Here is a 26,103-nt window from a genome sequence, read left to right as displayed (position 1 = left end):
TCAGAATGTGAGCCTTGTCCAACGCGCTGTCGGGGCAGGCAGGTTGTTCACCATCTGGCCGGGCGACAGCTCGTGTTCGACCTCACGCCCGATGGTGCGCAGTTCCGCGCGTATCGAGTTGCCGATCTGGGCATTGTTGAGGCCCGCGGCCAGTCCTGCTGCTTCCGTGTCCCTGAGATGCTCATTGAGCCTCAGCAAGAACGGATTGCGGTGGGTGAAGTTGTGGGGCCGTGGGTGCCCCAAGGGTATGCCGTTGGCCGCCTCGTCGATGTCCACGCCGTACCGGGCCAGAATGGCGCGGCTGTCCGCGGTGCGGCCGACCACGCGGTTCAGGGTGGAGGGGACGATGTGTGCCGCCGCCTGACCGGCCAGCACCGGGCGCCCGTCCGCGGCCAGGTTCTTGCCGAGGACGCGGGAGTGGCAGATCAGTCCCAGGTAGTCGATCCACCGGAGCGGGTTCGGGACATACGCCCGCGGGTTGGGCCCGGCGTCCAGGCCGAGCGGATCCGGACTGATGTAGGCGGCGGTGGTCGGGTCGTAGTGCCGCAGGTTGTTGTAGTGGAGCCCTGATTCCGGGTCGAAGTACTGCCCCGGGAAGCGCAGGGGCGTGCTGGTGACGGCGTCCGGCTCCCCTGTGGTCAGTCCCCAGAGCGTGGCACTGGAGCGCCAGCCGACACCGCCCGTCTCGTCGACGAGTTCGGTCGGGGTGCCCACCAGGTCGGTCACGATGGCGTAGAAGCGCTCGTCGACGACCTCCTGCGAGGCGTCGGCCAGGAGCGTGCGCTCCGTCTGGGTGACGGGGGCGAAGCCGTCGCGGTCCCAGGTGAGGACCACTTCCTCGGGGCGTCCCGGGACGGGCGCCGTCTGCTCCACGAGGTGCGGCCCGTCCCAAGTGAAGCGGATCTCCTCGACGACCGGGGCCGCCTGCGGGTGCGTGTCGGCGCCGGGCGCGAGGCGCTGTTTGGCGACCCGCCGTCCCAGTGAGTCGTACACGTAGCGCCATACCGTGCCGTCCGGGGTGGTGACGCTCGTGAGCCGGTCCTCGCCGTTCCATGTGTAGCGCCAGATGTCCGGCTTGCGGGACAGGCGCGTCCTGCGGCGCACGACCACCCGACCGGCGGCGTCGTACTCGTAGTGGACGGAGCCGGCCCGGGTGACGCGGTTGCCCGAATGTTCGCGCACGCCGCGGGCCTCGGGGGCGGGCCGGCCGTCGGGCCACTCCGCCCGCGTCTGGTTGCCCGCGGCGTCGTAGGCGTACGTCTCGGACCAGTCGGCGGCGCGTACCGCCGTGACACGGGCCGCCGCGTCCTGCTCGAAGGCACGGAGACCGGTGGTCCGGTCGAACAGGGAGCTCGGAGTGCCGTCGGCCTGGTAGGTGTACGTCCGGTCGGCCAGGGGTTGTGCGCTGCCGGACGCCGTCACCCTCATGGACGTGGGGCGGTGGTACGCGTCCCAGCCGCGGGTCAGGACGACCTCGCCACCGCCCAGCCCCCGGGCGGTCTCGCGGCCGAGCTCGTCGTGCGCGGAGTGAAGGGCATGCCCGGAGGCCACGAGGGCGGTGCGACGGCCGGCGGCGTCGTAGGCGTACGTGGTGGTGGCGCCGGTCGGGGTGGTCCTTCGCGTGGGCCTGCCCAGGACGTCGTACTCCGTCGTGAGTGCCCGGCCGTCGGCGGCCTCGCCGATCACCCGGCCCGCCGCGTCGTACGCGTACGTCAGGGTCACGTCGGGGCCCGCGGCCCTCAGGACGCGGCCGGCGGAATCGTGCGTGTAGACCGTCGACCGGCCGTCCACGGTCTTCTCACACTGGTTGCCCACCTCGTCGTACGCGAACGCCGTCGACTGGCCCAGCGGGTTCGTCCGGCTGAGGAGCTGCCCTGCGGCGTCGTAGACGTACGAGACCGTGCGGCCGTCGAAGTCGGACTCGGTGACGAGGCGGCCGGCGGCGTCGCTCGTGTAGTCCCAGGTGAGTCCGTGCGGACCCGTGACCTGAAGGAGCCGGAGCTCCGTGTCGTGCGTGAACGTGTGGCGCGCACCGTCGGGCGTGGTGCGTGAGGCGAGCACTCCGAGCGGACCGTAGGTGTTCCGGGTGACCCGTCCCATGGGATCCGTGTGGGTGAGCAGATTGCCCTCGCCGTCGTAGGTCCAGGACTCGGTCGCGCCGTCCGGTCCGGTCCTGGCCGCCGGACGGCCCTCCACGGTCCACGCGAAGCGCGTCGTGTCGCCCAGCGGGTCCGTGACGCTGCTGCGTCGCCCGAAGGCGTCGTAGGCCGCATGGGTCACGACGCCGAGCGGGTTCGTCACGGACGTCGGCTGGCCGGCGGCGTTGTTGACGAACCGCGTCACCGCGCCCACCGCGTCCGTCACCGAGGCCACGGCCCCGCTTCGATCGCGGGTGAACCGTGTGACGGCCCCGTCCGCCGACGTCAGAGCGGAGCAGTTTCCGCGTTCGTCCCATTCCTGACGGGTGACGGCTCCGTCGTACGTCACCGTCTCGACCGGCCGGCCGAGGTCGTCGTGGCGAACGGTCGAGGCCGAGCCGTCGGGCAGGCGCACGCCGACGAGGTGGCCCGTCGGTCCCCAGTCGAGGCGGATCGTGCGGCCCAGCTCATCGGTGCGTGACAGCAGTTGGTCGCGCTGGTCCCATTCCTGGAGGACGGTGTGCCCCAGCGGGTCGGTCTCGGCGACCAGTTGGTAGAAGTCGTTGAACCCGTACGTGGTGGTGTGCCCCAGCGAGTTGACGGCCGTGGTCACGTGCGCCTCGTCGTCGTACGCGAAGGTGTAGTCGAGGACGCCGTCGATGCCGTGGGCCGCGACACAGCGGTCCTCACCGTCGTACGTGTAGCGGTACCAGGCCCCCGTACGGTCCTCCCAGCCGGTGACGCGCCGCCTGTCGTCGTAGAAGAGCCGCTGCGGCCGTCCGGAGGAGTCGTGGATCTCGGCGAGATTGCCGTCCTGGTCGTAGCCGTAGCGCAGGAGGGTGGGCCGGTCCGGAGCGCTGAGCAGGGTCAGCGCCGTGACCCGCCGGTGCTCCGTGGTCACGCCGATGCGGTAGCCGCCGTGATGGGCGACTTCGGTGGGCAGGCCGGTCGCGTCGTAGGCGATCGTCATCGTGTTGTCGTTGCGGTCGCTGACGGCAGCCAGCGGAAGTTCACCCGCGGGCCTGCCGGGGAGCGGCCGGAATCGAAGGGTCACACCGGCGTGCGGCTGGTGCACCGTGAGCTCGCCTCCCGTGGCGCCGTCCCAGCTCAGGGGCCAGTGCGGGCCCTCGACGGGCAGCAGTTCCAGGCCCGGCTCGGGTACCGGGTAGTGGAGGACCATGCCGTCGGCGGTGGCGAACCTCACCCCGGTGGCGTCGAGCAGCAGCCGCTGATCAAGCGTGGACGTCCAGCTCCGGCCGAAGAGGCGGCCGCTGCGGGTGCCGGTGCGGTGGTGGCGCTCGATGAGAAGAGGGAGAACGCCGTCGAGTTGGACGTCCGTTGCCGACGTGACCATCTGGCCCGTGGCCATGTCGATGGGGTCACCGCAGGTGAAGAGCTTCTTCATCTGCCGGCCCATGAGCCGTGCGTTCTTGCCCATCCCCTTGATGCCCATGGCCATGCCCTTGAGGCCCATCTTGCCGAGGCCCCTCATGCCCTTGGCGAGCTTGCCCAGGCTGGTCAGCCCCTTGCCGCCGGGTATGCAGTCCAGCGCAGCGAAGGCCACGTCCCACAGGGACGCTTGGCCCTTCGCGTATTTGTTGAGGGTGTCCGCGAGAACGACGAGGGCGGCGATCAGCACGATCGCGCCGAGGATCGGACCACCGATGATCATCGCGATGATCCCGACCACCGCCACGACCACCTTGCACACCGCGACGATGGTGTCCCAGTTGTCGGAGAACCAGTCCCCGACCTCCTCCCACCACTTCCGGTTGTGGATCCCCGCGTCCGACGCCTCGTCGATCTTCGTCTTCGCCGTACGAGCAGCCTCCTCACGCATCTTCCGCGCGTCCTCGGCCATCTTCTTCGCCGCGTCCAACGCACCGCTCGCACTCGTCACGTCCGACCGCGCCGACGTCTGCGCCGACTGCGCATGCTGCGCATCCCGCGTCGCCGCACGCACCTTCGCCTCGTCCGGCTTCTCCTTGTCCCTGCTCCCGGCCGGATCGTCCTTGTACTTGTCCGCCTCCTTGTTCGCCCGCGTCACCCACGAATCAGCCGACGAAAGACGCGACTTGGCCGAAGAAAGGTCGGACTGCGCCTCACGGCCCTTGGCGAGGGCCTTGTCCGCCAGCGCCTGCGCACGCTCCAGCTCCGGCCAGTACGCCGCCAGCGCATCCCCGGCCATCTCGTACGACTTCTTCAGCTTCTTCAACTGCTTCGGCACACCCGAGAACTCGTCCCCGAACGCCTTCGCCGACTTCCCCGCCCACTTCAGAACAGCGTCCTCGTCCGCCATCCCCTTGACCGAACGCAACGCCTCCCCGACATCGTCCGCGAAGTCCAGCAAATTCTTCGCCAGATGACGCACACGGTCCGGATCACCGGGAGTGGGGTCCTTGTCCAGATCCAGGACATGCCAGTCCCCCGGCCGATTCCCCGCCATACCGCAACCCCCGTCACGCCCACACCACAACAACCGTACGGACGATCGAAGTTACTAGGGATGCGCGGGTGACGGGAAGGCCGTTCGCCCGGCCTAGTTCGCGAAGCGGAACGTCGAGGTGATGGCGTCGAAGATGTCGAAGAAGGAGTCCGCGAGGTCGAGTACCTGGCTGCTCCCGGCGACGAGGGCGACCTTGCCCTCCTGGCCCGGCACGGGGATGAACGTTTGCATGAGCACGGCGCGGACGGTGCGGTTGAGGGCGTCGTCCGGCACGGGGATGTCCTCGATGCCGTAGGTGCGGGCCGCCGGTCCCACGCCGGCGATGTCGACGGTGGTCACCTTCCGCCAGGCGTCGCCCTCCTTCTTCGCCTCACGCACGGCGAGCTGGCCCGCGATCGTCGCGGGGTCCGTCGAGAGGGGGTCACCGGACTGGGTCCGGCCGCCGACGATCGAGACGGTGACGGACGCGGTGATGGGGGTGTCGCCGCCGAAGCTCTCCGCCATGCAGCCGCAGTACAGCGCGCCCGACTTCCACGCGTCGCCCGCGGACTTCCGCAGGAAGGCGGTGTACGTGTCGCGGTACGCGGCCAGCTCCGGGTGCTGCTCGATCCGTTCGCCGACCATGCGCCGTATGGAGTCGTCGCGGGACTCGGGCCGCACGTCGAACTCCCACCACGACTCGGGCACCTTGATGCGAAAGCCACCGCGCTCGATGGTGAGCGTCTCCATGTAGCGGGCCATGGCGCGTCCCCCGTTGCTCGTCCTTCAGTTCGGCCGGGTCAGCCTACGAGGTGACGCGCGGCATCATGCGGGCGCCTCGGCCCGTCCCGGGATCAGCAGCCCGACACTTCGCTCAGACGTACAAGGACCGTTCCGCGAAGGAGAGCAGATCGTCGAGTTGGATCTCCTCGGGCGCACCGGCGTCCGGCTCCCACTCCGCCACGAGGTGGACGCCGTGCCACTCCACGCGCCACACCTGGTGATGCCTGTTCTCGAACTCGACGAAGCTGCCCGGGCCCCCTTCCAGCAGCTGGATCTCCTCCATCAGGCGGCGTGGCTCGGCGAGACCACGTCCGGGGTTCGTGCTCCGCCCCTTCGTCCGCGTATTGGCGTAGCGCATCTTGAGGTAGGGGACGGGGTCCCGATCCAGGTTGTTCATGCGCAGCATCCGGTACCGGGTCACCGCCTCGTCGAGCGTCTCGTCCCCGGAGAACTCGTCGGCGTACGCCGGGAACGTGAGACGGACCAACGGGGCCAGGTCCGGATTCTCGACACGGTGGAAACGGTGTACTTCGGCGCCCACTCCGGCGACGACGTCGAATGTCCGCCCTGTCGGCGCCACGAAACCCGGGGCCGCCCCGAGATGGGGGTTGCGAAGAAAGATGTCCGCTTCATGGTCTCTCGCGAACATCACGGTGGCTGACGCGAGTTCCTGGTCGTAGGAATCCCTGCCGCTCAGCTGAAGCAGGCGCTCGCCGTCGGCCGAGAGCGCCCCGGCGAAATCGATGCCCGGCGCCGGCGTCCAGTGCCAGGCGTCGTCGAGTCCCGGAATCGAGGTGGCGTTCGGAAATCCGGTCACAACTGCGCGAATATCCATGGCTTCTCCTGAGTCGACGGCACGAGTATCCGTCGTCGACTTCCTACGCACGGGCGTCCGTCGTCCGGCCTCCTTCGCGAGGGTTCTCGGACCACTCCTTCACTTCCAGACGGTCCGTACGGGTAGATGCCGTTTCGCGTGGCGCCGTCGGAATGCGAGCCGGGCAAAGGCCTGTCAGTGAGTACGCGGACGCCCCGCAACCCCTTCCCAACCACCCCAATCCCCCCGATCCACCCTTCGCGATACGCAACAGCGAAAACTTCCCCGCCGCACCAAGGCCAGGCAAATGCAGCCCCATAGGCACCCCAAACAACAGTCGGAGAGGTGCCCTCCCGGGCGCGGTGGCCGAAAGCATCCTTAGGATTGGCCGGACGATCGCCGTGGCCGGAAGGGCGTCCGCTCGCTCCCGTCGGGGTGATCTGTTCACAGAGGCAACGGGGACGGACATCGTGAGTGATCTACGGCTCGAGGGCACGATCTTCGAGGACCTGAGGAAAACGTTCTCCACCGTCACGGACCGCATGGACACCGCCCGCCGCACACTGCGCGGCACCGACGGTTCGGTCGTCGGGGACGCGGGTCTCGTGGAGGACGTGCACGACTTCGCCGACGACTGGGGCTACGGCATCAAGCAGCTCGGCAAGCACACCCAGGGCGCCATCAAGATGATCGACAAGATCGGCGAGTCCTTCGAGAAGCTCGACCTGGACCTCGCCGAATCGCTCAAGTCCCCGAAGAAGAAGGGGCACTGAGGCGCGCATGGGACGCCCTTCCCTTCCCCACATAGGCTGGGACCCGACGCCGGGTGACGTCGAGCAGACGCGTGAGCTCGCCAAGAAGCTCGGCGGGCTCGCGGGTGAACTCGGCACTGCTCTGCGGGAGTTGCAGCAGATCGAGTGCGGTGCCTGGAAGGGCAGGACCGCGCTCGCGTTCAGCGAGCACATCTCCACCGATGTCACGCCGCTGATCAAGAAGAGCCACGACTCCTTCGACAAGGCCTCGCGTGCCCTGCACCGCTGGGCCGGGCAGCTCTCCGACTTCCAGGACGAGGCCGACCGGCTGGAGAAGACCGCCGGCGAGAAACTCGACGCCGAGGACAAGGCCGAGAAGAAGGCCGAGGGCAAGGGCAGCGACGAGCTCGGCAAGGCGTCCGGCGCGGTGGACAAGGTCATCAGCGACGTCCACGACCTCGAGGACCGCTACAAGAAGGCCGCGGCCCTCATCAGCAAGGACCTCGACAAGGCCGCCGACATCGCACCGGACGAGCCCGGGTTCTGGGACAAGCTGGGGCACGGGATCGCGGACGCGTGGGACGCGACCGGCGAGTGGATCAAGGATCACGCGGATCTGATCGCCTTCATCGGCGACCTGCTCAGTGATCTGACCGCGATCCTGGGACTGCTGGCCATCATCACCATCCCCTTCGAGCCCCTCGGCGCCATCTTCGGTGCCGCGGCTCTCCTCGCCAGCGGTCTCGCCCTGTTGAGCCACTCCATAGCGAAGGCCGCCGGGGCGGACGTCAGCTGGATGGAGATAGGTACGGACGCCCTCGGGCTGCTGCCGGGCATCGGCCTGTTCGGCAAGGGGGTCAAGGTGGCCACCAAGGCGACTGCGGCGGAGCGGGCCCTGATGTTCGGCAAGGGGATGCAGGGCACGGAACTGGCGGCCGGCGCCCGCAACCTCTTCGCCACCGGAGAACTGGCGCAGAAGGTGGAGGGCGGACTCCCTCTGCTGAGCAAGCGGATCGTGCTGGGCGGCTCTTTCAAGGAGATCGGTTTCATCAGCTCGGGCTCCGGAACCATGAACCGTCTGGCGGGACTCGCCGAAGCGGGCTACCACCAGGGCCAGTGGATCGGGACCAAGGGGTTGAAACTCATCACCGCCAACAGGCTGGCCCTGAACCCGGAGACACCCGTGGGTATCGCCCTCGACGCCGCGGGCAAGATCGGCCCGAAGATCACCACCATCACGCAGCACATCGGGGAAGCGGTCAACCCTGGCGACCGCTTCCACGACGCGGCCACCTCACACTGAAGGCACCATTCGGATGGCTACTTGGCAACCCGCTCCCGGAGAGACCCTCCTGGCACGTACCTCTGGCTGCTTCGCCACCGGCACGGCCGTCGCCGTCGCGGGTATGCGGTGGTTCCGGGACACGGAGCGCAACGACATCCAGCACGAGCTGACGGGGTGGCCCGAAGGCCCGGACTTCACCATCCGGTCGAAGACCGAGCGGCGGACCCGGGCAGCCGGCGGTTTCGCGGGCCGTGCCCTCGCTCTGGCGGTCATGGGTGCGGTGGAAGCGCTGGCTTCCGCGGGGAGCGTCGGCAGCAGTCCAAGGGGGACCGGTTCCGCGCAGGACCGTGCGAACGAGGTCGAGGACTTCCCCGTCCTGTGGGCGGCGCCCGGCGCGCTGGCACGGACGCTTCCCTGGCAGCTCGATCCGGGGCGCTGCCCGGAGGGCTACCGCACCCACGTCATCGTCACCGATCGCCGCGTACTCGTTGTCGGCTTTACCGACGACGACACGGCGCGGGACGAGGTGCTCTGGGAGACGGACCGCGACACGATCGCGCGGGTCGAACGCAGGACGTTCACGCGGATGGGGGTGGAGGCGCAGATCGTCTTCGCCGACGGGTCCTGGTGCAGGCTCGCCCCGCCGGAGGCCGACAGCCACTGGGAGGTCGTACGCCATCTCGCCCACGCGTCCGAAGTCGTCCCGCCCGAGGAGCTGACGCCAGGCCAGCGGGAGACCGTGGCCGCCTTCGCGGCGGAGCACGCCGCGCTCCGCACCGTGGTGACACGACGGCCCAGCGGCCATCTCACGATCGAAGCGGTCTCGAAGCCGATTCCCGACCCGAGCACGGGCACGGATCCCCACCTGAAGATCATGGGGTCCGACGGCGAGCCCGTGAAGTCCAAGCCAGGCGACCTCTGACCGGAACGGCCCGCATGACCACCTCGACCAGCTCCATACCTTCCGTGACCTCCGACGGGTCCGACATCCCTCCTGTCCGGTTCTCCGTCCCCGAGGGCCTCTTCACCCTCCCCATAGCCCCCACGGTCGAGCAACGCACCGCTCTTGCACACGAGTTCGTCCGCGAGCTCTATGCGCGGGGCGACGAGTCGATCTGGGCGCCCGCAGCCCCCTACTACGCGGCGATCGCCGAGTACATGGCCGGCGAGGGCGTCTCGTACTCGGCCATGGGGCTCTTCTCGACCGAGGAGGGCGGTGTCGCCCAGTGCGCGTTCACCGTGGCGGCGGTGGAGACCGACCAGACGGACCCGGAGGTCGCCGCCCAGGGCACACTGGCAGTCCTCACCAAGGACCCGCTCAACGACGCCCGTCGGCTCGATCTGCCCTGCGGCCCCGCGGTCTCCTGCATCACCCTGCGTGAACTCACCCTGGATCCGTCGGTGACCGCGAGTGGTGAGGAGGCGAAACTCCTCACGGGACAGATCCAGGTCCACGTGCCCTTCCCGACGGGCCCGTACACGGCGGTCTTCACGCTCTGCACGGCGTCGACGGAGTACTGGGGCGAGTTCTGCGACATGGTCGCGGCAATCCTGCAGACCGTCTCCTTCGTCGAGCCGGAGGACTGAACCCGCCATGGACGAGACCATCGTCGGTCGGTCCGGTCCGGACGCTGCCTGGCCGCACCGGACACCCCTCGGCACTGCCTGGCGGGGCGTCGCCGTCCTCGCGTTCACGCTCGTCGCCATGGCCGCCGGTGCATGGCTCGGCTCCTTGCTCGTCCCGTACGACGACCGTGCCGTGACGCTCCCCACCGGGCCGGTCGCCCTGGCGGTGGGTGGTCTGATCGGGGCGTGGCTTCGGGCACGCAACGGTTTCCTCGCCGTCGGAATGATCGGGAGCCTCGTGGGTTCCCAGGCCGGTGCCCACCTCCTGCACGACGGCCGCGTCTCACTGCATCCCCCGTACCTCGCCCACTCCCACTGGACGATCTACGAAGTCTCGCTCCTGGCCCTCGGCACCGTCGCCGCGCTGGTCGCCGTCGTCTGGGGCACGGTCAGCGGTCACCGCCGTCCCCGTCCGTACTCGGACAAGAAACAGCCGGACGCGGGGAGGCGGTCCGCGGCGGAGGAAGCCGACACCCAGGAGTCCACGTCGTCCTGAGGAGCCCCTCGCCGCGCCCGAGGCCCGTTTCGCCGGCCCTCTGTGCGGGCGGTCCACCTGCGCGAGGGGGTCCGTCAGCGCCCACGGTCGGCTACCGCTGCCGTCCCGCCCGGCTCTTCCCCTTGCCCTTCTTGCGCAGCCTGCGCAGGCGTTCGCGTTCGCGCGCACCCCGCGCCTCGGACCGGGCGCCGCGCAGGCGGAAGCAGAGCAGCCCCAGAAGGGCCACGGTCAGCAGGTACGCGAGAAGAGCGCCGCCCGTGCCCGGGATGTACTGGCAACTCATCCTGTACGAGGGGCAGTTCTTGCCAGGCAGGGCTCCCATCAGGTACATCCCCGGAGCGGCGGCGGCCACCCAGCGGACGGCCGCGCCGGTCCTCCGGGCCGTACGGTGCAGGCGCGGACGTCCGGAGGGCCCATCACCGAGCCGACCGCCTCCGAACGCGCCGCCGAGCGTGACCAGCCCGAGAACGCACCCCACGGCCCACGGCCCGCCCGGCCGGTCCAGGAGCTCCGGTGCGGTCTCCCGTACGAACCCCCGCCATGTCCCGAGGGCCAGCAGGATCGCCGCGGCGACCGCCAGCAGACCGAGGACGAACCCGGCGATCGCGAGCCCTTGCCGCGCCCGCGATCCGTTGCCTGTCTCGTCCGGCACCTGTCTCTTTCTTCTCGGAGCCGCCGTCAGGGGGGCTCATGACTCCACGGTCAGCGTCTTGACGATGCCGTCCGCCGTGTCCTCCATCGCCTCGGCGATGCCCGGCACCGTCCAGGACATGAGGAAGACCACTGCGCTCTCAGTGCCGGTCGGCAAGAGTCCGTAGGTGAGGGTCTCCAGCAGGACCCCGGGGCCGCCGGGCGGGGCGTCGTCGGCGGCGAAGTCCTGACGGATACGTACGGCGGGCCCGGCCGGCTCGTCGGTGCGCGTGACATGCGGAGGCCCGAAGTCGTGCGCACTGAAGATCTCTGCCAGCCACTCCAGGGTGATACGCGGGACGGTTTCATCGGGATGAATGAGATCGACTTCCAGCAGTCCCAGCGCAGCGTCGAAGCCATCGGGGTAGAACGCGAAGGCGTAGAAGGGGTCGCGGCCAAGGCTGTCCTCAGCTCTGGCGCGCAGGTCGGCCCGCACGGTCTTCGTATCGATGTCGTACCCGGCCGCCCGGCTTCTCTCGACGATTTCTGCAGCCGCCTCCGCGCACCAGCCGTCTACGTCCGCCCCCGGGCCGACGGGCAGGGGAATCCAGTCCGACGGGCAGGAGATCCCATAGGTGAGACTGGGTACGGGTGTCACCTCGCTCATCCTTGTCCGTCTTTCCAGGTGAGTGATCCTGCGATCGCATCAAAGAGCTCGACCATGGCGTCGGCGATCTGGATGAGGGGCGTGGAGAACCTGAGCAGCAGACTCATCTCGCTACGTGGAACGGCGAGTTGATAGTCCACTGTCACGGCCGGCAGCGCAGGCACATCTCCCTCTTCGGGAGTGGCGGCGGGCGGCGGGGGCGCCTCCGTGACCGGATCGACGCGGACCTTAAGGGCCTTACCGGCCGCGAGTTCCCGCATCGAGACCGTGCGTCCCACGCCTGCCTGGGCCGCGAGGTCGTCGGCCAAGTCCTGGAGAGGTGGCAACTGCCCCCCGGGCCTACGCGGAGGGATCAAGGTGATTAGCAGGGAGGCGGGGATCGTGAGGGCACCGGCTTGCTGGAGGCTGAGATAGAGCTCGATTCCCCCCTGGTCGAAGGCATTCGCGGCGCGTTCGAGTAGCTCCTGCCGGAGGAGACGACGCAGCCGCGGCTCGTTGTCGACGCCACTGAACTGCCGGTTCACCAGGGCATCGACGGACTGCTGTCGACGCTCCGGTTCCAGGTCCACCCGGAACCAGCCGTCCGGCAGCAGCAGCTGATAGTCGGAGGGAGGAGGCTGGGTGCGGTCGTCGTCGAGTGGGGTGGTCACGGTGACTCCGGTGCGGCGGGTTTGTCGAGTTTCAGACGGGAGGCCAGCTGATGGACCGCGACGGGGGCGAGTTCGGCGACGACGGTCAGAACGGCCAGCACGCCCGCCACTCGTGCGGGCCACTGGTCAGACAGGAGTGGGGGCAGCAGAAGCAGAGCGAAGACCGGGACGACGATCGGTTCGCCGCCCCCGATGACTGCAGAGCGCCAACTCGTCAGCTCTCGTGCTTCCTTGGCCCTCAGTGGCGACAGACGCATCGCGTCTGCGTTCAGGTCGTGGTTCTGCCACCAGGGGTCATCCTTCGGCACGCGCCGCGTCTTCTCGTCTGATACGGGAACCCCGAGTGCGGCGACGAGCTTCGACCAGGCTTCCTGCCCGTGAGGACCGGCGAACCACCACTGCCAGGGCAGCAGAGCCCGCGCCGCGTTCGCTGAGTCCCGGAACTCGACGCCGAGGACGGCACCCGAGGCCGGGTGCGTCAGACGCACCAGCTTGACGACTCCGTGCGCTCCGCCCCTCGGGATCCACCGCTCCGCACCGAGCGTGTCGGTGAGAACGACGTCCTGCGGGAGGACGTGTACGGCAGCCGTGTCGCAGAACCTGCGTGTGGCCCCCCGGCCCGGCTCGGGTACGGGTACCACGGTGTCGGCGCCCGCGAGCGACTTGTCCCGTCGGCCACGGAGTCTCTGTGCAAGGCGGACGGCGAGGTCCGCTCCTGGCACGAGGAAGAGTCCGGCCGCGGCCACCAGGGCTGTCCATGCATTGCCGCTGCTCGCCATGGGAACGATGAAAAAGAATACGAACCAGAGGAGCATCCCGATGCCCCTCGCCCAGTTACGCCAGGCAGGAAGGTCACGGTGTACCGCGTGGTCAGGCCGCACATGCGATGCCTGCGCCTCGGAACGATCCCCGGATTCCGCACCCTGCTCCAGGGGAATCCGCATCTCGGCCGTGAGTCGGCGCAGGCCGGTCCGGTCGAGGCACTGCGTGGGGCTGAGATGCAGCAACCCGACGACACCCGCCTCCGGAAGCCACTCGGCCAACGGGACGCTGAGGATCGTCCTCTCGTCGGCGCCCTTGAAGTGGACCACTCCCCACCGGTCGGCCGACGGCTTCTTCACCTCGCCCGATTCGGTCGGTGGGATGAAGACAGCACGGACGATGCCGCCCTGCCCGACGATGTACCGACGCTCTCGCAGCCGCCTGTCCCGGACGATCAGCTCGTTCCCTCGTCGGTGCAGGCGCGCGTGACGCACCACCTCCACGGCGTGGGATTCCGCTCTCCTCGGCCGCAAGGCCGTTTCCGGAAGCGTCATTCCGGTGTCGGATCGACTAGCCATTGCTCGTTGTCCAAGCGTCCTTGATTCCCGTGGCCGCCCAGAGCCCGTCGTCCAGCACATCGGAACTGAAGACATGTCCGATCGGGGCGGTCAATTCCTTCTTGTCCGCGGCGTCGATGAACGACGCCACGCCAGTCGAAGCTTGCCAGATGTGCGTCTGGGTCTTGAAGACGTCCATCGCGGCCTTGACCTCGTCGACATTGCGTACCGACGGGGCGATGTCGACGATGTCGCGGGTGAGGCTGTCGAGTCCACTGTCGCCGACCTTGATCTCCACTCCCCTCCAGGTGCTGCCCTGGCCCAGCTGCCTCAGATTGCTCCACCCGAGGTCCTTCACGCCCTTAAAGCCTTCGATCATCTCCTTGCCGATGGCTTTGGGGCTGAAGGCCTCTGCGACGCGTCCGGCACCGGGGAACCATCCCTTGGGTGTGGAAGACACCGCTTCCGCACCGGCCTTGCCCCGCAAGGCGCCGCCGCTCAGGCGATTGGCCTGCTTCCAGGCCGCCTGCTCCGCTCTCTTGAAGGCAGCGCTCCCCTTCTTCGCCACAACTCGTTCCATGGCCTGCTTGAAGGCAGCCGAGCGAGCCATTCCCTTGGCTCCCTGCATCGCGCCCTTCGCTCCGGCGATGGCGCCTCGACCGATACCCATAGTTGCCAGGCCCACAACGTCAAGGGCGACATCGAACCAGCTCCCCTCCCCCGCGAGCGCCAGCAGGACGTGCCCGAGCAGGGAGATGATGGTGGCGGCCAGCGCGATGGATCCCAGAATGCCCGCGAGGGCCTGGCCGATGACGGGGATCCATCCGACGAGCAGCGACAAGGTCCCGCAGATGGTGGCGACCCATCCCGCCACGTCGAGGACCTTCTGGATCCACCCGGCGTTGTCGTGCACCCAGTCCTTGAACTTGTCCCAGCGGCCGTCCTTCAGACCGTCGTGGTCGATGGCGTGCCGGATGGCGTCTCGCGCCCTCTTGGCGGCGGCGTCACGCACGTCCTTGGCCGCTTCGAGGTCCTTCTTCGCCCGTTCCATCGCCGAAGTCGCCGCCTCCTGGCGCTTCTCCAGCTTCTTGCGGTCCGGGTCGTCGTCCGCGGTGTCCTTGGGCAGTTTGTCGATGGCGCCGGAACTCGTGGTGTGTTCGTCGTGCGCGTCCTTCGCGTCGCGCAGCGCCTTGTCCGCCATGGTCTGCGCGCGGTGGAGTTCGGAGGCGTACTCCTTCGAGGGGCCGCCGTCGACCACCTTCTCTCCCATGGCGTCCGCGGCCACGTCATAGCGTTTGAACGCCTTTTGCAGCTTCCCCTCGGCTTCTTCGGCCTCTTTGCGGAATTCCTCGGCGGCCTTGCTCTTCCATGCTTCCACGGACGAGAGCGCTTTGATCTCTTTCGCCTGCTTCTTGATGGCTTCCGCCGTCTTCCGCAGTTCACGACCGAGTTGGGCGACTTCCTCGGGATCTCCGGGAATCGGATCCGAGGACTCTCCGATCACCGTCCACTCGTCGGCGCGGGGGCGTGTCACTTCTTTCCTCCCTTGCCGCCGTCGGCCTTCTTGTCCGTGCCGCGGAGCGCCTCGGCCAGCTGGTGATCGATGTCCTCGTACGCCTTGGCCGCCGTGGACAGGATCTCCGAGAGCTTCTTCAATTCGTCCGTCAGACGCTCGCGGTGAATCTTCCAGTTGCTGCCGAAGTCGTCGAAGACGTCGACCAGCCCCTGCTCGCCGAGTGTGCCGACGCCCAGCCCATCGGCCGGGTTCGCATTGCCGCTGAACTCCCGATGGATCTTGGAGAGGGATCGGGCACTCTCCTTGATGCGGTCGGTATCAGCTGTCTGGTCCGACATGACTTCCCCTGCAGAGACGGTTCACGGAAACCGGGGACGACAGAGGTGCGTCTTCGCCACCGGTCATGTGACGCCCTCCGTCTCCCACTCGCCGCAGGGCCGGCCCCCGTGGCTCCTGACGCGGATGATGGATCTTCCACGTGAGCCAGCAGCCTACTAACGGCGCTTGCAGGAGCACACCCTGCTTCTGCCACGGGCAGGCAGGGGCCTCCGTGCGGGCGGGCGCCGCAGGGCCTGTGACCGGCAGCGGGTCTTCGAGCACCCCGGGCACAGCTCGTTGCCGACGGGAAGCGACGAGCGACCGCCGTCGTCGACAACGTGCCCTGGAGACGGGGCAGTCGGACGCCTCCGGGTGGAACGCGGCATCGTATGCGCGTCGCGGCCGAGATGCCCGCGGGAGAGAGGACCGCCGAGGATCCCCAGCCCGCCTACGACGGACGGACGTTGCGTGTCCGTTTCAAGGACGGCTTCCTGGTCGGTGCTCGCCGCCGAGGAGCAGCACAGCGCGATCCGCATGTGCATGTTGCGCCGCTCGCGGACCGGTGAGGCCGGCGTCGACGAGGTCGGGGACGACGGGCGCGCCGGGACACCGCAAGTGCCCCGTCGCGCCCACGCATCGCAGCGGACGCGGCCCGCTACTTCCCCTTGACGCCCTTGGCGAGCTGGTCGTCCAGGTCCTCGTACGCCTTCGCGGCGTCGTCGAGGAACTTGGCCATGCCCTTGAGGCCCTCCAGGGTGTCCTTCATGCCCTTGGTGAACTCCTTGAAGGAGTCGTCGAAGGCCTGCGAACCCTTCGCGGTCGTGTAGCCGTCCGCGACCAGGCCGTCGATGTAACTGTCGAGCCCGTGGAGCTTGTCCTCCATCTTCTCCTTCTCGTGGCCCAGACGCTTCGCAGCGTGCCGCATCTTCTCGTATGTGATGTCTGCGTCTTTGCCGCCGGCCATGTGGCGTCCTCCATGCTTCAACTCGCCGCAGGGCCAACCCCCGTGGCTCCTGATGCGGATGATGCGATCTTCCGCATTGAGCAAGCAGCTTACTTACGGCGCTTGCAGGAGCACACCCCGGTTCTGTCACGGGCGCGCTCCGGCCCTGTACGGGCGGGCGCCGCCGGGCCTGTGACCGGCGGCGGGTCTTCAAGGAGCCCTCACACGGCTCGTTGCCTGCGGGAAGGCGGGAGCGGCTATCGTCGTGGGCACTGTGGCCGGCGTTCCGGGAGCGGCCTCAGGTGGCTGGGGAGGACGAGAGTGCGCCTGACTCTGACCGTCGTCGATCCGCTCGGCGGTGCCACCGCCGACGTGGTTCTTGATGCGGATCCCGAGTCCTCGGTGGGGGACATCGCCAAGGAGCTGGCGGCGCACGTCGGGTACAGCGGCGGCGCGCAGATCATCCCGATCGGGCAGCACCAGGCCGCGAGCGGCGGGGCGCCCGTCGCGTACGTCGACGGGTATCCCGTCGATCCCGGCGCGACGATAGGGACCTCGCCGCTGCGCGAGGGCGCCGTCGTCAGCCTGCACGACCCCGCCGGGTGTCTGCCGGGCGAGCCGTCCGGGCTCGTCGAGCTGCGGGTCGCGGGCGGTCCGGCGGCCGGCGCGGTGCACCGGCTCGGGATCGGCCGGTACGACATCGGCAGCGGGCCCGCCGCCTACATCCGCGTCGACGACCCGGAACTCCCGCAGCGGGCCCTGACACTGTCCGTGGCGACGGACGGGACCTGCAAGGTCGCCGTGCACGGGGACGCGAAGGACAAGGAGAGCGTCACCCTCGACGGGTCGGCCGTCGAGGAGCGCGACAGTGACGAGTGGCCGCTCGGCAGCCAGATCGCCGTCGGCAACACCCTTTTCGAGCTGGACCGTTACACGCCCCCGAACGCCGCCCTGAAGTGGGCGGACGACGGTGCGGGCCTCGACTACAACCGGCCGCCCCGACTGCATCCGCCGGAGCGGGAGACCAAGTTCCGGCTGCCCAGCCCCGTTCGTGACTACGAGGCCCGGCCGCTGCCCTGGCTGATGGCGCTGACGCCGCTGGTCAGTGCCGTCGTCATGGTGATGGTCTTCGGGCGCTGGTACTACATGATCATGGCGCTGCTGAGCCCGCTCATCATGCTCGGCAACTACTTCATGGACAAGAAGCAGGGACGCAAGTCCCATGCCAAGCAGGTCAAGGAGTACAAGGAGCACAAGGAGCGGATCGAGAAGGACGCCCAGGAGGCGCTGGTCGCCGAACGGCTCGACCGGCGGCAGGCCGTACCCGACCCGGCGGCCGTCCTGTCGCTGGGCACCGGGCCGCGCACCCGGCTGTGGGAGCGCCGCCGCACCGACGCGGACCATCTGCTGCTGCGCGTCGGGACCGGCCGGCTGCCCTCCGAGGTCGTGCTCGACGATCCGGAGCAGGACGACCACAAGCGTGAGGTCACCTGGACCATCGAGGACGCTCCGGTCGCGCTGCCGCTGCGTGAGCGCGGGGTCGTCGGCATCGCGGGCCCCGGCGATTCGGCGCAGGCGCTGGGGCGTTGGGCCGTCGCGCAGACGGCCGTGCTGCACAGCCCGCTCGACGTGCAGTTCTACGTACTGACGGAGAACAGCGGCCGGGAGGGCTGGGACTGGGTGCGGTGGCTGCCGCACAGCCGGCCCTCGGGCGCCCAGGACGCCAACGTCCTCATCGGTACGGACGCGGAGACCGTCGGCGCCCGCATCGGCGAGCTGACGCAGCTGCTCGACGCCCGGCAGAAGGCGGCCAGACAGAACGGCAACAAGGCGTCGTTCAACGACCCGGACATCGTCGTCGTGTGGGACGGTTCGCGCCGGCTGCGTTCCATGCCGGGTGTGGTGCGGCTGCTGCGCGAGGGTCCCGCCATGTCGATGTACGCGATCTGTCTGGACGCCGAGGAGCGGTTCCTGCCCGGCGAGTGCCAGGCCATCGTGATCGCGGAGCCGAAGCCCGAGGAGCACACCGTCCCGCAGCAGCGGGTCGCACCGGGCGCCCCGGCGGCCCCCGGCGGTTTCCCTTCCTTCCACGCCTGGCACGCCGCCGACGCCGACGACTCCGCGGCGGGCGCGGAGCAGGCGCTCGAACTGCGGTTGCGTGTCCAGCAGACGGGTGTGGCGCGCGTCCGCGACGTGCGGCCGGACTTCGTCTCGGCGGCCTGGTGCGCTCGGCTGTCGCGTGCCCTGTCCCCGCTGCGCGACATCAGCGGCGAGACCGAGGACTCGGCGCTTCCGGGCGCCAGCCGGCTGCTCGACGTGCTCCAGCTGGAGCCGCCGACCGGTGACGCGATCACCGCGCGCTGGCGGATGGGCGGCCAGTCGACGATGGCGGTCATCGGCGAGTCGTACGACGGCCCGTTCGGCATCGACATGCGCCGGGACGGCCCGCACGGTCTGATCGCGGGCACCACCGGTTCCGGAAAGTCGGAGTTGCTGCAGACCATCGTGGCGTCGCTGGCCGTGGCCAACACGCCGGAGAACATGACGTTCGTCCTCGTCGACTACAAGGGTGGCTCGGCGTTCAAGGACTGCGTCAAACTCCCGCACACCGTCGGCATGGTGACCGACCTCGACGCCCATCTCGTCGAGCGTGCCCTGGAGTCGCTGGGTGCCGAGCTGAAGCGGCGCGAGCACATCCTCGCCGCGGCCGACGCCAAGGACATCGAGGACTACCAGGACCTCGTGCGCCGCGACCCGTCGCACGCGCCGGTGCCCCGACTCCTCATCGTCATCGACGAGTTCGCGTCCATGGTGCGTGACCTGCCGGACTTCGTGACCGGCCTGGTGAACATCGCGCAGCGGGGCCGCTCGCTGGGCATCCACCTGCTGCTCGCCACGCAGCGGCCGAGCGGTGTGGTCTCCCCCGAGATCCGGGCGAACACCAACCTGCGGATCGCCCTGCGGGTCACCGACGGCGGCGAGTCCAGCGACGTCATCGACTCCCCCGAGGCCGGGCACATCTCCAAGAGCACCCCGGGACGGGCCTACGTCCGCCTCGGGCACGCCTCGCTGGTGCCGTTCCAGTCGGGCCGTGTCGGCGGCCGTCGTCCCGGCGCCGCCGATCCGACGGTGCTCGCCCCGTGGGCGGGCCCGCTCGGCTGGGAGGACCTGGGCCGGGCCGCGCTGGTGAAGCCGAAGGCGCAGCAGCGCGAGGAGGAGGAGATCACCGACCTGAAGGTGCTGGTGGACGCGGTCCGCGAGGCCAACCAGGCGCTCGGCATCCCCGCCCAGCACAGCCCGTGGCTGCCCGCGCTGTCCGACACCCTGCTGCTCGACGAGATCCCGGTGCCCGCCTTCTCGGGCGGACCGGGCAAGCTGCCGCCCGCCCCGTACGGTGTGGAGGACCTGCCCGCCGACCAGGCCCGCCGCCCCGTCGTCGTGGACTTCGCCTCGTTCGGTCATCTCCTCGTCGGCGGTGCGCCGCGCAGTGGCCGCTCGCAGATCCTGCGGACTCTCGCGGGTTCGCTGGCGCGGACGCACTCGGCGGCGGACGTGCACCTGTACGGCATCGACTGCGGCAACGGCGCCCTGAACGCGCTGACCCGGCTGCCGCACTGCGGGGCCGTCGTCAGCCGCAACCAGACCGAACGCGTGGTCCGTCTCATCGCCCGCCTCAAGGGTGAACTCACCCGTCGTCAGGACCTGTTGGCCGACAAGGGGTTCGCGGACATCGGCGAGCAGCGGGCCGCGGTGCCGGAGGAGGAGCGGCTGCCGCACATCGTGGTGCTGCTCGACCGCTGGGAGGGCTGGCTGCCGACGCTCGGCGAGTACGACCACGGCGACCTGACCGACCAGCTGACCGCGATGATGCGGGAGGGCGCGAGCGTCGGCCTGCACATGGTGATGACGGGTGACCGCCAGATCCTGTCGACCCGCATCGGCTCGCTGACCGAGGACAAGTACGGTCTGCGGCTCGCGGACCGCTCGGACTTCTCGCTGCTCGGCATCAACGCCCGCAAGGTCCCCGAGGAGATCCCGCCGGGCCGCGGCTACCGCAACGAGCACGGCACCGAGACCCAGTTCGCGCTGCTCTCCGAGGACTCCACGGGTCAGGGGCAGGCCGCGGCGATCGCCGCGATCGGCGAGGCCGCGACGGCCCGTGACGCGGATCTGCCGCGCTCGCGGCGCCCGTTCCGCGTCGACGTCCTGCCCACCCGGATCTCCTTCACGGACGCCTGGGAGATGCGCGACCCGGACGCCTCCCGCTCCAGGCTGTGGAGCCTGGTCGGCATCGGCGGCGACGACATCATGGGCTTCGGTCCGGACCTCGCGCAGGGTGTGCCGACGTTCGTCATCACCGGTCCGGCCAAGTCGGGCCGTAGTACGACCCTGATGAACATGGCGAAGTCGTATCTGGCGCAGGGCGTCCGCATCGTCGTCGCCGCGCCGCGCCCGTCGCCGTTGCGTGAACTCGACGGTGTGGACGGCGTGCTGAAGGTGTTCGACGAGGACGACATCGAGAGCGACGACCTGCGCGAGGCCATCGACTCGGCCACGGTGCAGGAGCCCGTCGTGGTCCTCGTCGACGACGGCGAGGTGCTGGAGGACTGCGACGCCGAGACCGTGTTCAAGCGGATCGTGCAGCGCGGCGCGGAGCGTGGTCTCGGCCTGGTCATCGCCGGTGACGAGGACGACGTGTGCAGCGGCTTCTCCGGCTGGCAGGTGGAGATGAAGAAGGGCCGCCGCGGAATCCTGCTCTCCCCGCAGGACTCCTCGGCGGGCGAGCTCATCGGCATCCGCACGAACCGGAGCATGGTCGGCGGGCCGGTGGCCCCGGGCAAGGGGCTGCTGCACCTGGGCGACGGCGAGCCGCTGACGGTCACGACGCCGATGTGACGCGGGCCGACGGCACCCGCACCGAGAAGCGGGCGACGGCACGCACACCGATGTGACGCACGCGCGCCCCGGTCCGGAGCACCTCCGGGCCGGGGCGCGCGAGCGAGAGCGGCGGGCCGGACCGACCCGGCGGCGGCGTACGGCCCGCCTCCGGGTCCGGGGGCACTCAGGTCCGGGGGCACTCAGGTCCAGGGACACTCAGGTCCAGGGACGCTCAGGTCCGGGTCACGATCAGGTCCGGGGCCCCTCAGGTCCGGGTCACGATCAGGTCCGGGTCACGCGGCCCCGCGGTTCCCGGCCGGGGCCCGCGCTCACACGGCGGGCAGCGCGTAGATCTCGTACCCGTGCGTCGCCAGCAGCCGGTTGCCGGAGATGGTGACCCGCCAGGGTTCACCCGGGCCCTTGTTGTCGTTGTAGACCCAGCGGGACTTGCCCGTCTTCGCCTCCATGGCGAAGATGCCGCCCTCGTCCCAGTAGGACGCGCCGTACAGGGTCGCTCCGGCCCGCAGGAACGTCGTGGGCGCCCGGCGGGCCCCGGGGTCCTCGCAGAGCCAGATCTTCTTCCCGGTCCTGACCTCGACGGCCCACACCCCGCCGTCGTGGTCGGCGACGTACAGCACGTCGTCGATGACCGTGGGCTCGTCGAAGCCGCGGCGGCCGTTGGGCGACAGCGTCCACACGACCTCGCCGGTGTCCGCGTCGAGGGCCGTCAGCTTGTCGCCCTGGAGGAAGACGAGACCCGAGGCGACCTTGGGGGTCCAGCTCCAGTCGTCGCCGAGCTTCTTCGTCCACAGCTGCTGACCGGTCGCGGTGTCGCGGACGGTCAGGTTGTACTTGGAGTCCGCGTAGGCGAGGTGCTTCCCCGAGGCCGTGCCCTGGACGTCCCAGTTGTCGGTGCCCCAGTCGCGCATCTGCGACCACACCTGCCGGCGCGTGCCGATGTCGATCGCGGCGATGCCCTTGCGGTAGTCGGTGGCGCTGTGCGAGTCGTTCAGGTCCGTCACCGTGACGTAGACGTGCTTGGCGTCGACGGCGACGGTCTCGTCGAGGTCCAGCTTCTTGTCGAGGCGTGCGCGCCATGCCTCCTTGCCCGTGGTCACGTCCAGGGCCACGAGGACGCCGTCGAAGTCCCCGTCGGCGAGGAACAGGGTGCCGTCGACGAGCAGCGGCAGGGCACCGGACCTGGCGACCCCCTTGCGGGACCACTTCGGCTTGCCCGTCTTCACGTCGTACGCCACCAGCGGGTCGCCGATGACGAGGAGCAGGCCGTCGTGGATCATCAGCGGCACGTCGTCGCTCGTGCTGTCCTCGGGCACCGACCGGTGCCACAGGGCCTGCGGTGCCGTGCCGGCGGGCGGCGTCGTGAAGGTCTCCGCGTCGGGCCCGGTGGAGCCGCCCGCACCCGTCGAGGTGTCGGAGGAGCCGCCGTCCCGTGACAGCCACCAGGCGGTGCCGCCCCCGACGACCGCGACACCGGCGACGCCGGCCGTCAGTCCGAGGAAGCGGCGCCGCGAGGGCGCCGGGGCGGAAGGGGGCGTGCCGAGGGCGACCGTGCCGGGCAGAGGGGTGCCGGTGCCGTCGGCCGGACCGCCGGGGATGCCGCCTGCCGGGGTGCCGTACGCCGGGGCGGGGGTGCCGTGGGCGGGCGGATAGCCGTAGCCCGGCACCGGCGTCCCGGCCGGGGCGGAGGTGCCCTGCGCGGGGGTGCCCGGGGCCGGTGTGCCGCCCTGCATCGCCGGCGGCGGGCCGAAGACCGGTGCCGTGGCGGGGGCCTGTCCAGGAGCCGGGGCGTCCGGGGCCTCCAGGTCCAGGATGCCCGCCGCGTGTGTCGCGATGGTCGAGGCGACCGCCGACGGCAGCCAGTCGGTGAGCACGCTGTCGATGCCGCCCGGTGCGAGGGCCGCCACGAGTTCGCCGGGGGCGGGCCGCTGGTCCGGCTCCTTCAGCAGGCACGCCCGGATCAGGCCGAGCAGGGACTGCGGTACGCCGGTGAGGTCGGGCTCGCCGTGCACGATCTGGTAGAGCATGGCCGCGTGGGAGGCCGCGCCGTCACCGAAGGCGTTGTGGCCGGTCGCCGCGAAGGTCAGGACGGCACCCAGCGAGAAGACGTCGCCCGGCGTGCCGACGTCCCGTCCCATGGCCTGCTCCGGGGGCATGTAGCCGGGCGAGCCGACCACGACTCCCGTCTGGGTCATGCGGTTTCCGTCCACGGCGCGCGCGATGCCGAAGTCGATGACGCGGGGGCCGTCGGCGGCCAGCAGCACGTTGGACGGCTTGAGGTCGCGGTGGATGAGGCCGGCCGCGTGGATCTCCTGGAGGGCCGTCGCGAGGCCCGCGCCGAGTGCGCGGACGGTGCGCTCGGGCAGCGCGCCGTGGGCGTCGACCACGTCCGTGAGGTCGGGGCCGAGCACGTACGAGGTCGCCAGCCACGGCAGCGCCGCGTCCGGGTCGGCGTCGACGACCGGGGCGGTGTGCCGGCCCGAGACCGCGCGGGCTATCTCCACCTCGTGCTCGAAGCGGCGGCGGAAGTCGGCGTCCGCGGCCAGGTCGGGGCGCACCACCTTCACCGCGACCGTGCGCCCGCCGGGTGAACGGGCCAGGTACACCCGGCCCATGCCGCCCGCACCCAGTCTTCGCAGCAGCCGGTAGCTCCCCAACTCCCGCGGATCGTCCGGCTGCAGTGTCTCCATGGTCGGGCCTTCCCCGTTGTCGACGCCGTGAACGGCGTCCCGTCGCGGCGTGGTTGCGAGCGGTGCGGTGGTGTTCGCTATCGCAGACACAGTAGTGACGGGTGGGGCGGGCGGGGCGGGCAGGGGCGCTGGAGGGTGTCGTTCGGATCAGCTCGGGTCCGCCCTGATCCAGACGAAACCCCCTAGTCGACCTTGGACATGCGGGCCACCGGGTCTCCCGCCTCCGAGTTGTCCGTCTCGTACCTGAGGTCGTCGCCGACGGGGGTGAGCCGCACCTCGTGCCGGCCCTTCGTGCACACGTCGCGGTTGGACTTGCTCGCGACGCTCGTGGCGACGAGCTGCTGCCTGCTGACCTTCTTCAGCACGAACACCGCGTCGCAGATGCCGCCGATCTGGTCGGTCTGCCGGAAGGTGCCCAACTCCTCGCCCACGGCGGCCTGGTGGAGGGTGACACGGAAGGTGCCCATGGGAAGCGTGCCACCGAGGGCGAGGGCGTCGCCCTCCCAGGTGCCGAGGTAGGCGGCGGGGACGGTGCCGGGGGCCTCGCCGGCGTCCGTGCCGGACGGGCGGGGAGTCGCGCTCGCGGTCGCCGCGGGACCGGTCTGCGCCGGGCCCGCACCCTGGTCGTTGGTGTCGCCGCCGCCGCCCGGCATCAGGTCGAACAGGAACGCCGAGCCCACCGTGACCGCTGCGAGGGCTCCCGCGACGGCCAGCGCGACGGTGCAACTGACCTTCCGTCCCCGTCCGTTCGCGCCCGTGACCGAGGTCGCGGCGACGCTGACGGAGACCTTGCCGGGGTGGCCGGCGGCGGGGGACGTCCCCTCGGGTGCGGCGTCCTGCGGCTGCGCCGGGCGCTGCTCGGGCAGGTGTGCCGGGCTGGGAGGCATGGTGGGCGGCGGCCCGAATCCGGCGGGCGGCGGCCCGAAGCCCTGCGCGGGCGGCCCGAACGCCCCGCCGCCGGAGGGGAGAACGCCCTCGGCGGACGCCGGACCCGGCTCTGCGGGCGCCCCCGCGGCGGAGCCCTGACCCGTCGGAACGGACGCCTCCGGGGCGGAGGCCCGCCCGGGCCAGGAGGGCGCCGCCCCCGCGACCGGGGCATCCGTGGCGGAGGCCGCGCCGGACGCGCCGCCCACCGAGGGGCTGCTGAACCCCACCGGCCCGGACGGCGGTGCGGTGTCCACCGCCTCCAGGTTCAGCAACTGCACGGCGCTGCGGCTGACTTGCTCCACCAGCGGTCCGGGCAGCCAGCCCGCCGTCACGAGCCGGGCCGCCCCGTCGGGGGCCAGGCGTCCGGCCACCTCGTCCGGGGCCGGGCGCGCGGCGGGGTCCTTGGCCAGGCAGGCCGCCACCAGTTCGCGCAACTCGCCCGGTACGGCGTCCAGTCGGGGCTCCTCGTGCACCACCTTGTAGAGGAGGGACGCGGAGGAGTCGCCGGGGAAGGGGGGTTCGCCCGTCGCCGCGTAGACGAGGACCGCGCCCAGCGAGAAGACGTCCGCCGCTCCGGCGACGCCTTTGCCGAGGATCTGTTCGGGCGACATGTAGCCGGGGGAGCCGACCGAGACGCCCGTCGAGGTCAGGGAGGCGGTGCCGTCCGTGGCACGGGCGATGCCGAAGTCGATGAGGAGGGGGCCGTCGAGGGTGAGCAGGACGTTGGAGGGTTTGACGTCGCGGTGCACCAGGCCGAGCGTGTGGACCGCCGACAGCGCCTCGGCTAGGCCGGCGCCCAGCACCCGTACCGAGTGCGGGGGAAGGGGGCCGCGGCCGTCCGTGACGGCGGTGGCGAGCGAGGGGCCGGCCGCGTAGCCCGTGGCGACCCACGGGACGGACGCCTCCGGGTCCGCGTCGAGGACGGGCGCCGTCCACGCGCCGCCCACCCGCCGCGCGGCCTCGACCTCGCGGCGGAAACGGGCACGGAACTCCTCGTCGAGCGCGAAGTGCGGGTGCACGATCTTGACGGCGACCGTGCGGCCGCCCGCGCTGCGCCCCAGGTACACGCGCCCCATCCCGCCGGAGCCCAGCCGGCCGAGCAGCCGGTAGGGCCCCACGACGGTGGGTTCGTCGGCTCCGAGCGGCTGCATGGCGTCATCCCCTCCCCCGTACGCTCTGGACGCACTGCCCAGCAGCGTAGTTCCGTACGCGTCCCGGGCCCGGCACG

At 70.3% G+C, this 26,103-nt stretch carries 18 protein-coding genes; 6 read left to right on the top strand and 12 right to left on the bottom strand.

Translation table 11 applies throughout. The annotated features are described in order from the left end of the window. The 3 genes from ACSYGO_RS26785 to ACSYGO_RS26775 all read right to left on the bottom strand — a co-directional run bounded on the left by ACSYGO_RS26785 (window position 1) and on the right by ACSYGO_RS26775 (window position 6,181). Window positions 1–4,584, bottom strand: a complete 4,584-nt coding sequence (locus ACSYGO_RS26785) for an RHS repeat-associated core domain-containing protein (RefSeq protein ID WP_460387913.1) — start codon at window positions 4,582–4,584, stop codon at window positions 1–3. Between the two features lie 93 nt (window positions 4,585–4,677). Beyond that, window positions 4,678–5,325: a hypothetical protein gene (locus tag ACSYGO_RS26780; protein WP_426680154.1), complete on the bottom strand. Its 648-nt coding sequence runs from the start codon at window positions 5,323–5,325 to the stop codon at window positions 4,678–4,680. A gap of 112 nt (window positions 5,326–5,437) precedes the next feature. Continuing rightward, a complete protein-coding gene (locus ACSYGO_RS26775) occupies window positions 5,438–6,181 on the bottom strand; it encodes a hypothetical protein (RefSeq protein WP_460387911.1) in 744 nt (247 codons plus the stop codon). 449 nt (window positions 6,182–6,630) lie between these two features. Here ACSYGO_RS26775 and ACSYGO_RS26770 point away from each other — a divergent pair, with 449 nt between their 5' ends. Genes ACSYGO_RS26770 through ACSYGO_RS26750 form a run of 5 tightly spaced genes read left to right on the top strand, consistent with a single transcriptional unit; the run spans window position 6,631 to window position 10,319 of the window. Further along, complete coding sequence (locus ACSYGO_RS26770) at window positions 6,631–6,933, top strand: hypothetical protein (RefSeq protein ID WP_426680155.1); 303 nt, start codon at window positions 6,631–6,633, stop codon at window positions 6,931–6,933. Between the two features lie 7 nt (window positions 6,934–6,940). Further along, window positions 6,941–8,215, top strand: coding sequence for an enoyl-CoA hydratase/isomerase family protein (locus ACSYGO_RS26765; RefSeq protein WP_460387909.1), 1,275 nt, complete (start codon window positions 6,941–6,943; stop codon window positions 8,213–8,215). A 13-nt stretch (window positions 8,216–8,228) separates the two neighbouring features. Continuing rightward, window positions 8,229–9,119 carry a hypothetical protein gene (locus ACSYGO_RS26760; RefSeq protein ID WP_460387907.1) on the top strand — a complete coding sequence of 297 codons (891 nt, stop codon included), beginning with the start codon at window positions 8,229–8,231 and terminating at the stop codon, window positions 9,117–9,119. A 14-nt stretch (window positions 9,120–9,133) separates the two neighbouring features. Next, window positions 9,134–9,784: a hypothetical protein gene (locus ACSYGO_RS26755; RefSeq protein ID WP_460387905.1), complete on the top strand. Its 651-nt coding sequence runs from the start codon at window positions 9,134–9,136 to the stop codon at window positions 9,782–9,784. Between the two features lie 7 nt (window positions 9,785–9,791). Further along, complete coding sequence (locus ACSYGO_RS26750; RefSeq protein ID WP_460387904.1) at window positions 9,792–10,319, top strand: hypothetical protein; 528 nt, start codon at window positions 9,792–9,794, stop codon at window positions 10,317–10,319. A gap of 91 nt (window positions 10,320–10,410) precedes the next feature. Here ACSYGO_RS26750 and ACSYGO_RS26745 read toward each other — a convergent pair whose 3' ends face one another. The 7 genes from ACSYGO_RS26745 to ACSYGO_RS26715 all read right to left on the bottom strand — a co-directional run bounded on the left by ACSYGO_RS26745 (window position 10,411) and on the right by ACSYGO_RS26715 (window position 16,383). Next, entirely contained in the window at window positions 10,411–10,971 is a 561-nt protein-coding gene (locus ACSYGO_RS26745) for a hypothetical protein (protein ID WP_460387902.1), read from the bottom strand. A gap of 36 nt (window positions 10,972–11,007) precedes the next feature. Further along, on the bottom strand, window positions 11,008–11,616 hold the full coding sequence (locus ACSYGO_RS26740; RefSeq protein WP_460387900.1) for a hypothetical protein: 609 nt from the start codon (window positions 11,614–11,616) through the stop codon (window positions 11,008–11,010). Continuing rightward, window positions 11,613–12,266: a hypothetical protein gene (locus ACSYGO_RS26735; RefSeq protein ID WP_460387898.1), complete on the bottom strand. Its 654-nt coding sequence runs from the start codon at window positions 12,264–12,266 to the stop codon at window positions 11,613–11,615. The genes ACSYGO_RS26740 and ACSYGO_RS26735 overlap by 4 nt, the downstream gene beginning before the upstream one ends. Then, window positions 12,263–13,045 carry a hypothetical protein gene (locus ACSYGO_RS26730; protein WP_460387897.1) on the bottom strand — a complete coding sequence of 261 codons (783 nt, stop codon included), beginning with the start codon at window positions 13,043–13,045 and terminating at the stop codon, window positions 12,263–12,265. The genes ACSYGO_RS26735 and ACSYGO_RS26730 overlap by 4 nt, the downstream gene beginning before the upstream one ends. Before the next feature lie 553 nt (window positions 13,046–13,598). Next, entirely contained in the window at window positions 13,599–15,119 is a 1,521-nt protein-coding gene (locus tag ACSYGO_RS26725) for a putative T7SS-secreted protein (protein WP_460387895.1), read from the bottom strand. After that, window positions 15,116–15,439 carry a hypothetical protein gene (locus ACSYGO_RS26720; protein ID WP_460387893.1) on the bottom strand — a complete coding sequence of 108 codons (324 nt, stop codon included), beginning with the start codon at window positions 15,437–15,439 and terminating at the stop codon, window positions 15,116–15,118. Before ACSYGO_RS26720 ends, ACSYGO_RS26725 begins: the two co-directional genes overlap by 4 nt. Window positions 15,440–16,074: 635 nt before the next feature. After that, the gene (locus ACSYGO_RS26715) at window positions 16,075–16,383 is read right to left on the bottom strand and encodes a WXG100 family type VII secretion target (protein WP_078629450.1); all 309 of its coding nucleotides are present in this window, start codon (window positions 16,381–16,383) and stop codon (window positions 16,075–16,077) included. Between the two features lie 300 nt (window positions 16,384–16,683). Between ACSYGO_RS26715 and ACSYGO_RS26710 the strand changes: the two genes are divergently transcribed. Next, window positions 16,684–21,258 (top strand): FtsK/SpoIIIE domain-containing protein, encoded by a 4,575-nt coding sequence (locus tag ACSYGO_RS26710; protein WP_460387891.1) that lies wholly within the window; start codon window positions 16,684–16,686, stop codon window positions 21,256–21,258. A gap of 311 nt (window positions 21,259–21,569) precedes the next feature. On the opposite strand, the gene ACSYGO_RS26705 is transcribed toward ACSYGO_RS26710, so the two are convergent. Both ACSYGO_RS26705 and ACSYGO_RS26700 read right to left on the bottom strand, forming a co-directional pair. Further along, window positions 21,570–23,948, bottom strand: coding sequence for an outer membrane protein assembly factor BamB family protein (locus ACSYGO_RS26705; protein ID WP_426680166.1), 2,379 nt, complete (start codon window positions 23,946–23,948; stop codon window positions 21,570–21,572). 182 nt (window positions 23,949–24,130) lie between these two features. Next, on the bottom strand, window positions 24,131–26,026 hold the full coding sequence (locus ACSYGO_RS26700; protein ID WP_460387890.1) for a serine/threonine-protein kinase: 1,896 nt from the start codon (window positions 26,024–26,026) through the stop codon (window positions 24,131–24,133). Window positions 26,027–26,103: the final 77 nt, after the last annotated feature.

It is taken from the genome of Streptomyces krungchingensis (genome assembly GCF_054729265.1).
The sequence above is the reverse complement of the archived record's forward strand: the minus strand, read 5'-3'. Positions and strand labels throughout refer to the sequence as shown.

Bases quoted from the DNA above. Each gene is read 5' to 3' on its own strand.
- ACSYGO_RS26730 (WP_460387897.1), bottom strand. From the start codon at position 13,045: ATGGCGAGCAGCGGCAATGCATGGACAGCCCTGGTGGCCGCGGCCGGA.
- ACSYGO_RS26760 (WP_460387907.1), top strand. From the start codon at position 8,229: ATGGCTACTTGGCAACCCGCTCCCGGAGAGACCCTCCTGGCACGTACC.
- ACSYGO_RS26755 (WP_460387905.1), top strand. From the start codon at position 9,134: ATGACCACCTCGACCAGCTCCATACCTTCCGTGACCTCCGACGGGTCC.
- ACSYGO_RS26750 (WP_460387904.1), top strand. From the start codon at position 9,792: ATGGACGAGACCATCGTCGGTCGGTCCGGTCCGGACGCTGCCTGGCCG.
- ACSYGO_RS26700 (WP_460387890.1), bottom strand. From the start codon at position 26,026: ATGCAGCCGCTCGGAGCCGACGAACCCACCGTCGTGGGGCCCTACCGG.
- ACSYGO_RS26720 (WP_460387893.1), bottom strand. From the start codon at position 15,439: ATGTCGGACCAGACAGCTGATACCGACCGCATCAAGGAGAGTGCCCGA.
- ACSYGO_RS26780 (WP_426680154.1), bottom strand. From the start codon at position 5,325: ATGGCCCGCTACATGGAGACGCTCACCATCGAGCGCGGTGGCTTTCGC.
- ACSYGO_RS26785 (WP_460387913.1), bottom strand. From the start codon at position 4,584: ATGGCGGGGAATCGGCCGGGGGACTGGCATGTCCTGGATCTGGACAAG.
- ACSYGO_RS26705 (WP_426680166.1), bottom strand. From the start codon at position 23,948: ATGGAGACACTGCAGCCGGACGATCCGCGGGAGTTGGGGAGCTACCGG.
- ACSYGO_RS26715 (WP_078629450.1), bottom strand. From the start codon at position 16,383: ATGGCCGGCGGCAAAGACGCAGACATCACATACGAGAAGATGCGGCAC.
- ACSYGO_RS26765 (WP_460387909.1), top strand. From the start codon at position 6,941: ATGGGACGCCCTTCCCTTCCCCACATAGGCTGGGACCCGACGCCGGGT.
- ACSYGO_RS26740 (WP_460387900.1), bottom strand. From the start codon at position 11,616: ATGAGCGAGGTGACACCCGTACCCAGTCTCACCTATGGGATCTCCTGC.
- ACSYGO_RS26775 (WP_460387911.1), bottom strand. From the start codon at position 6,181: ATGGATATTCGCGCAGTTGTGACCGGATTTCCGAACGCCACCTCGATT.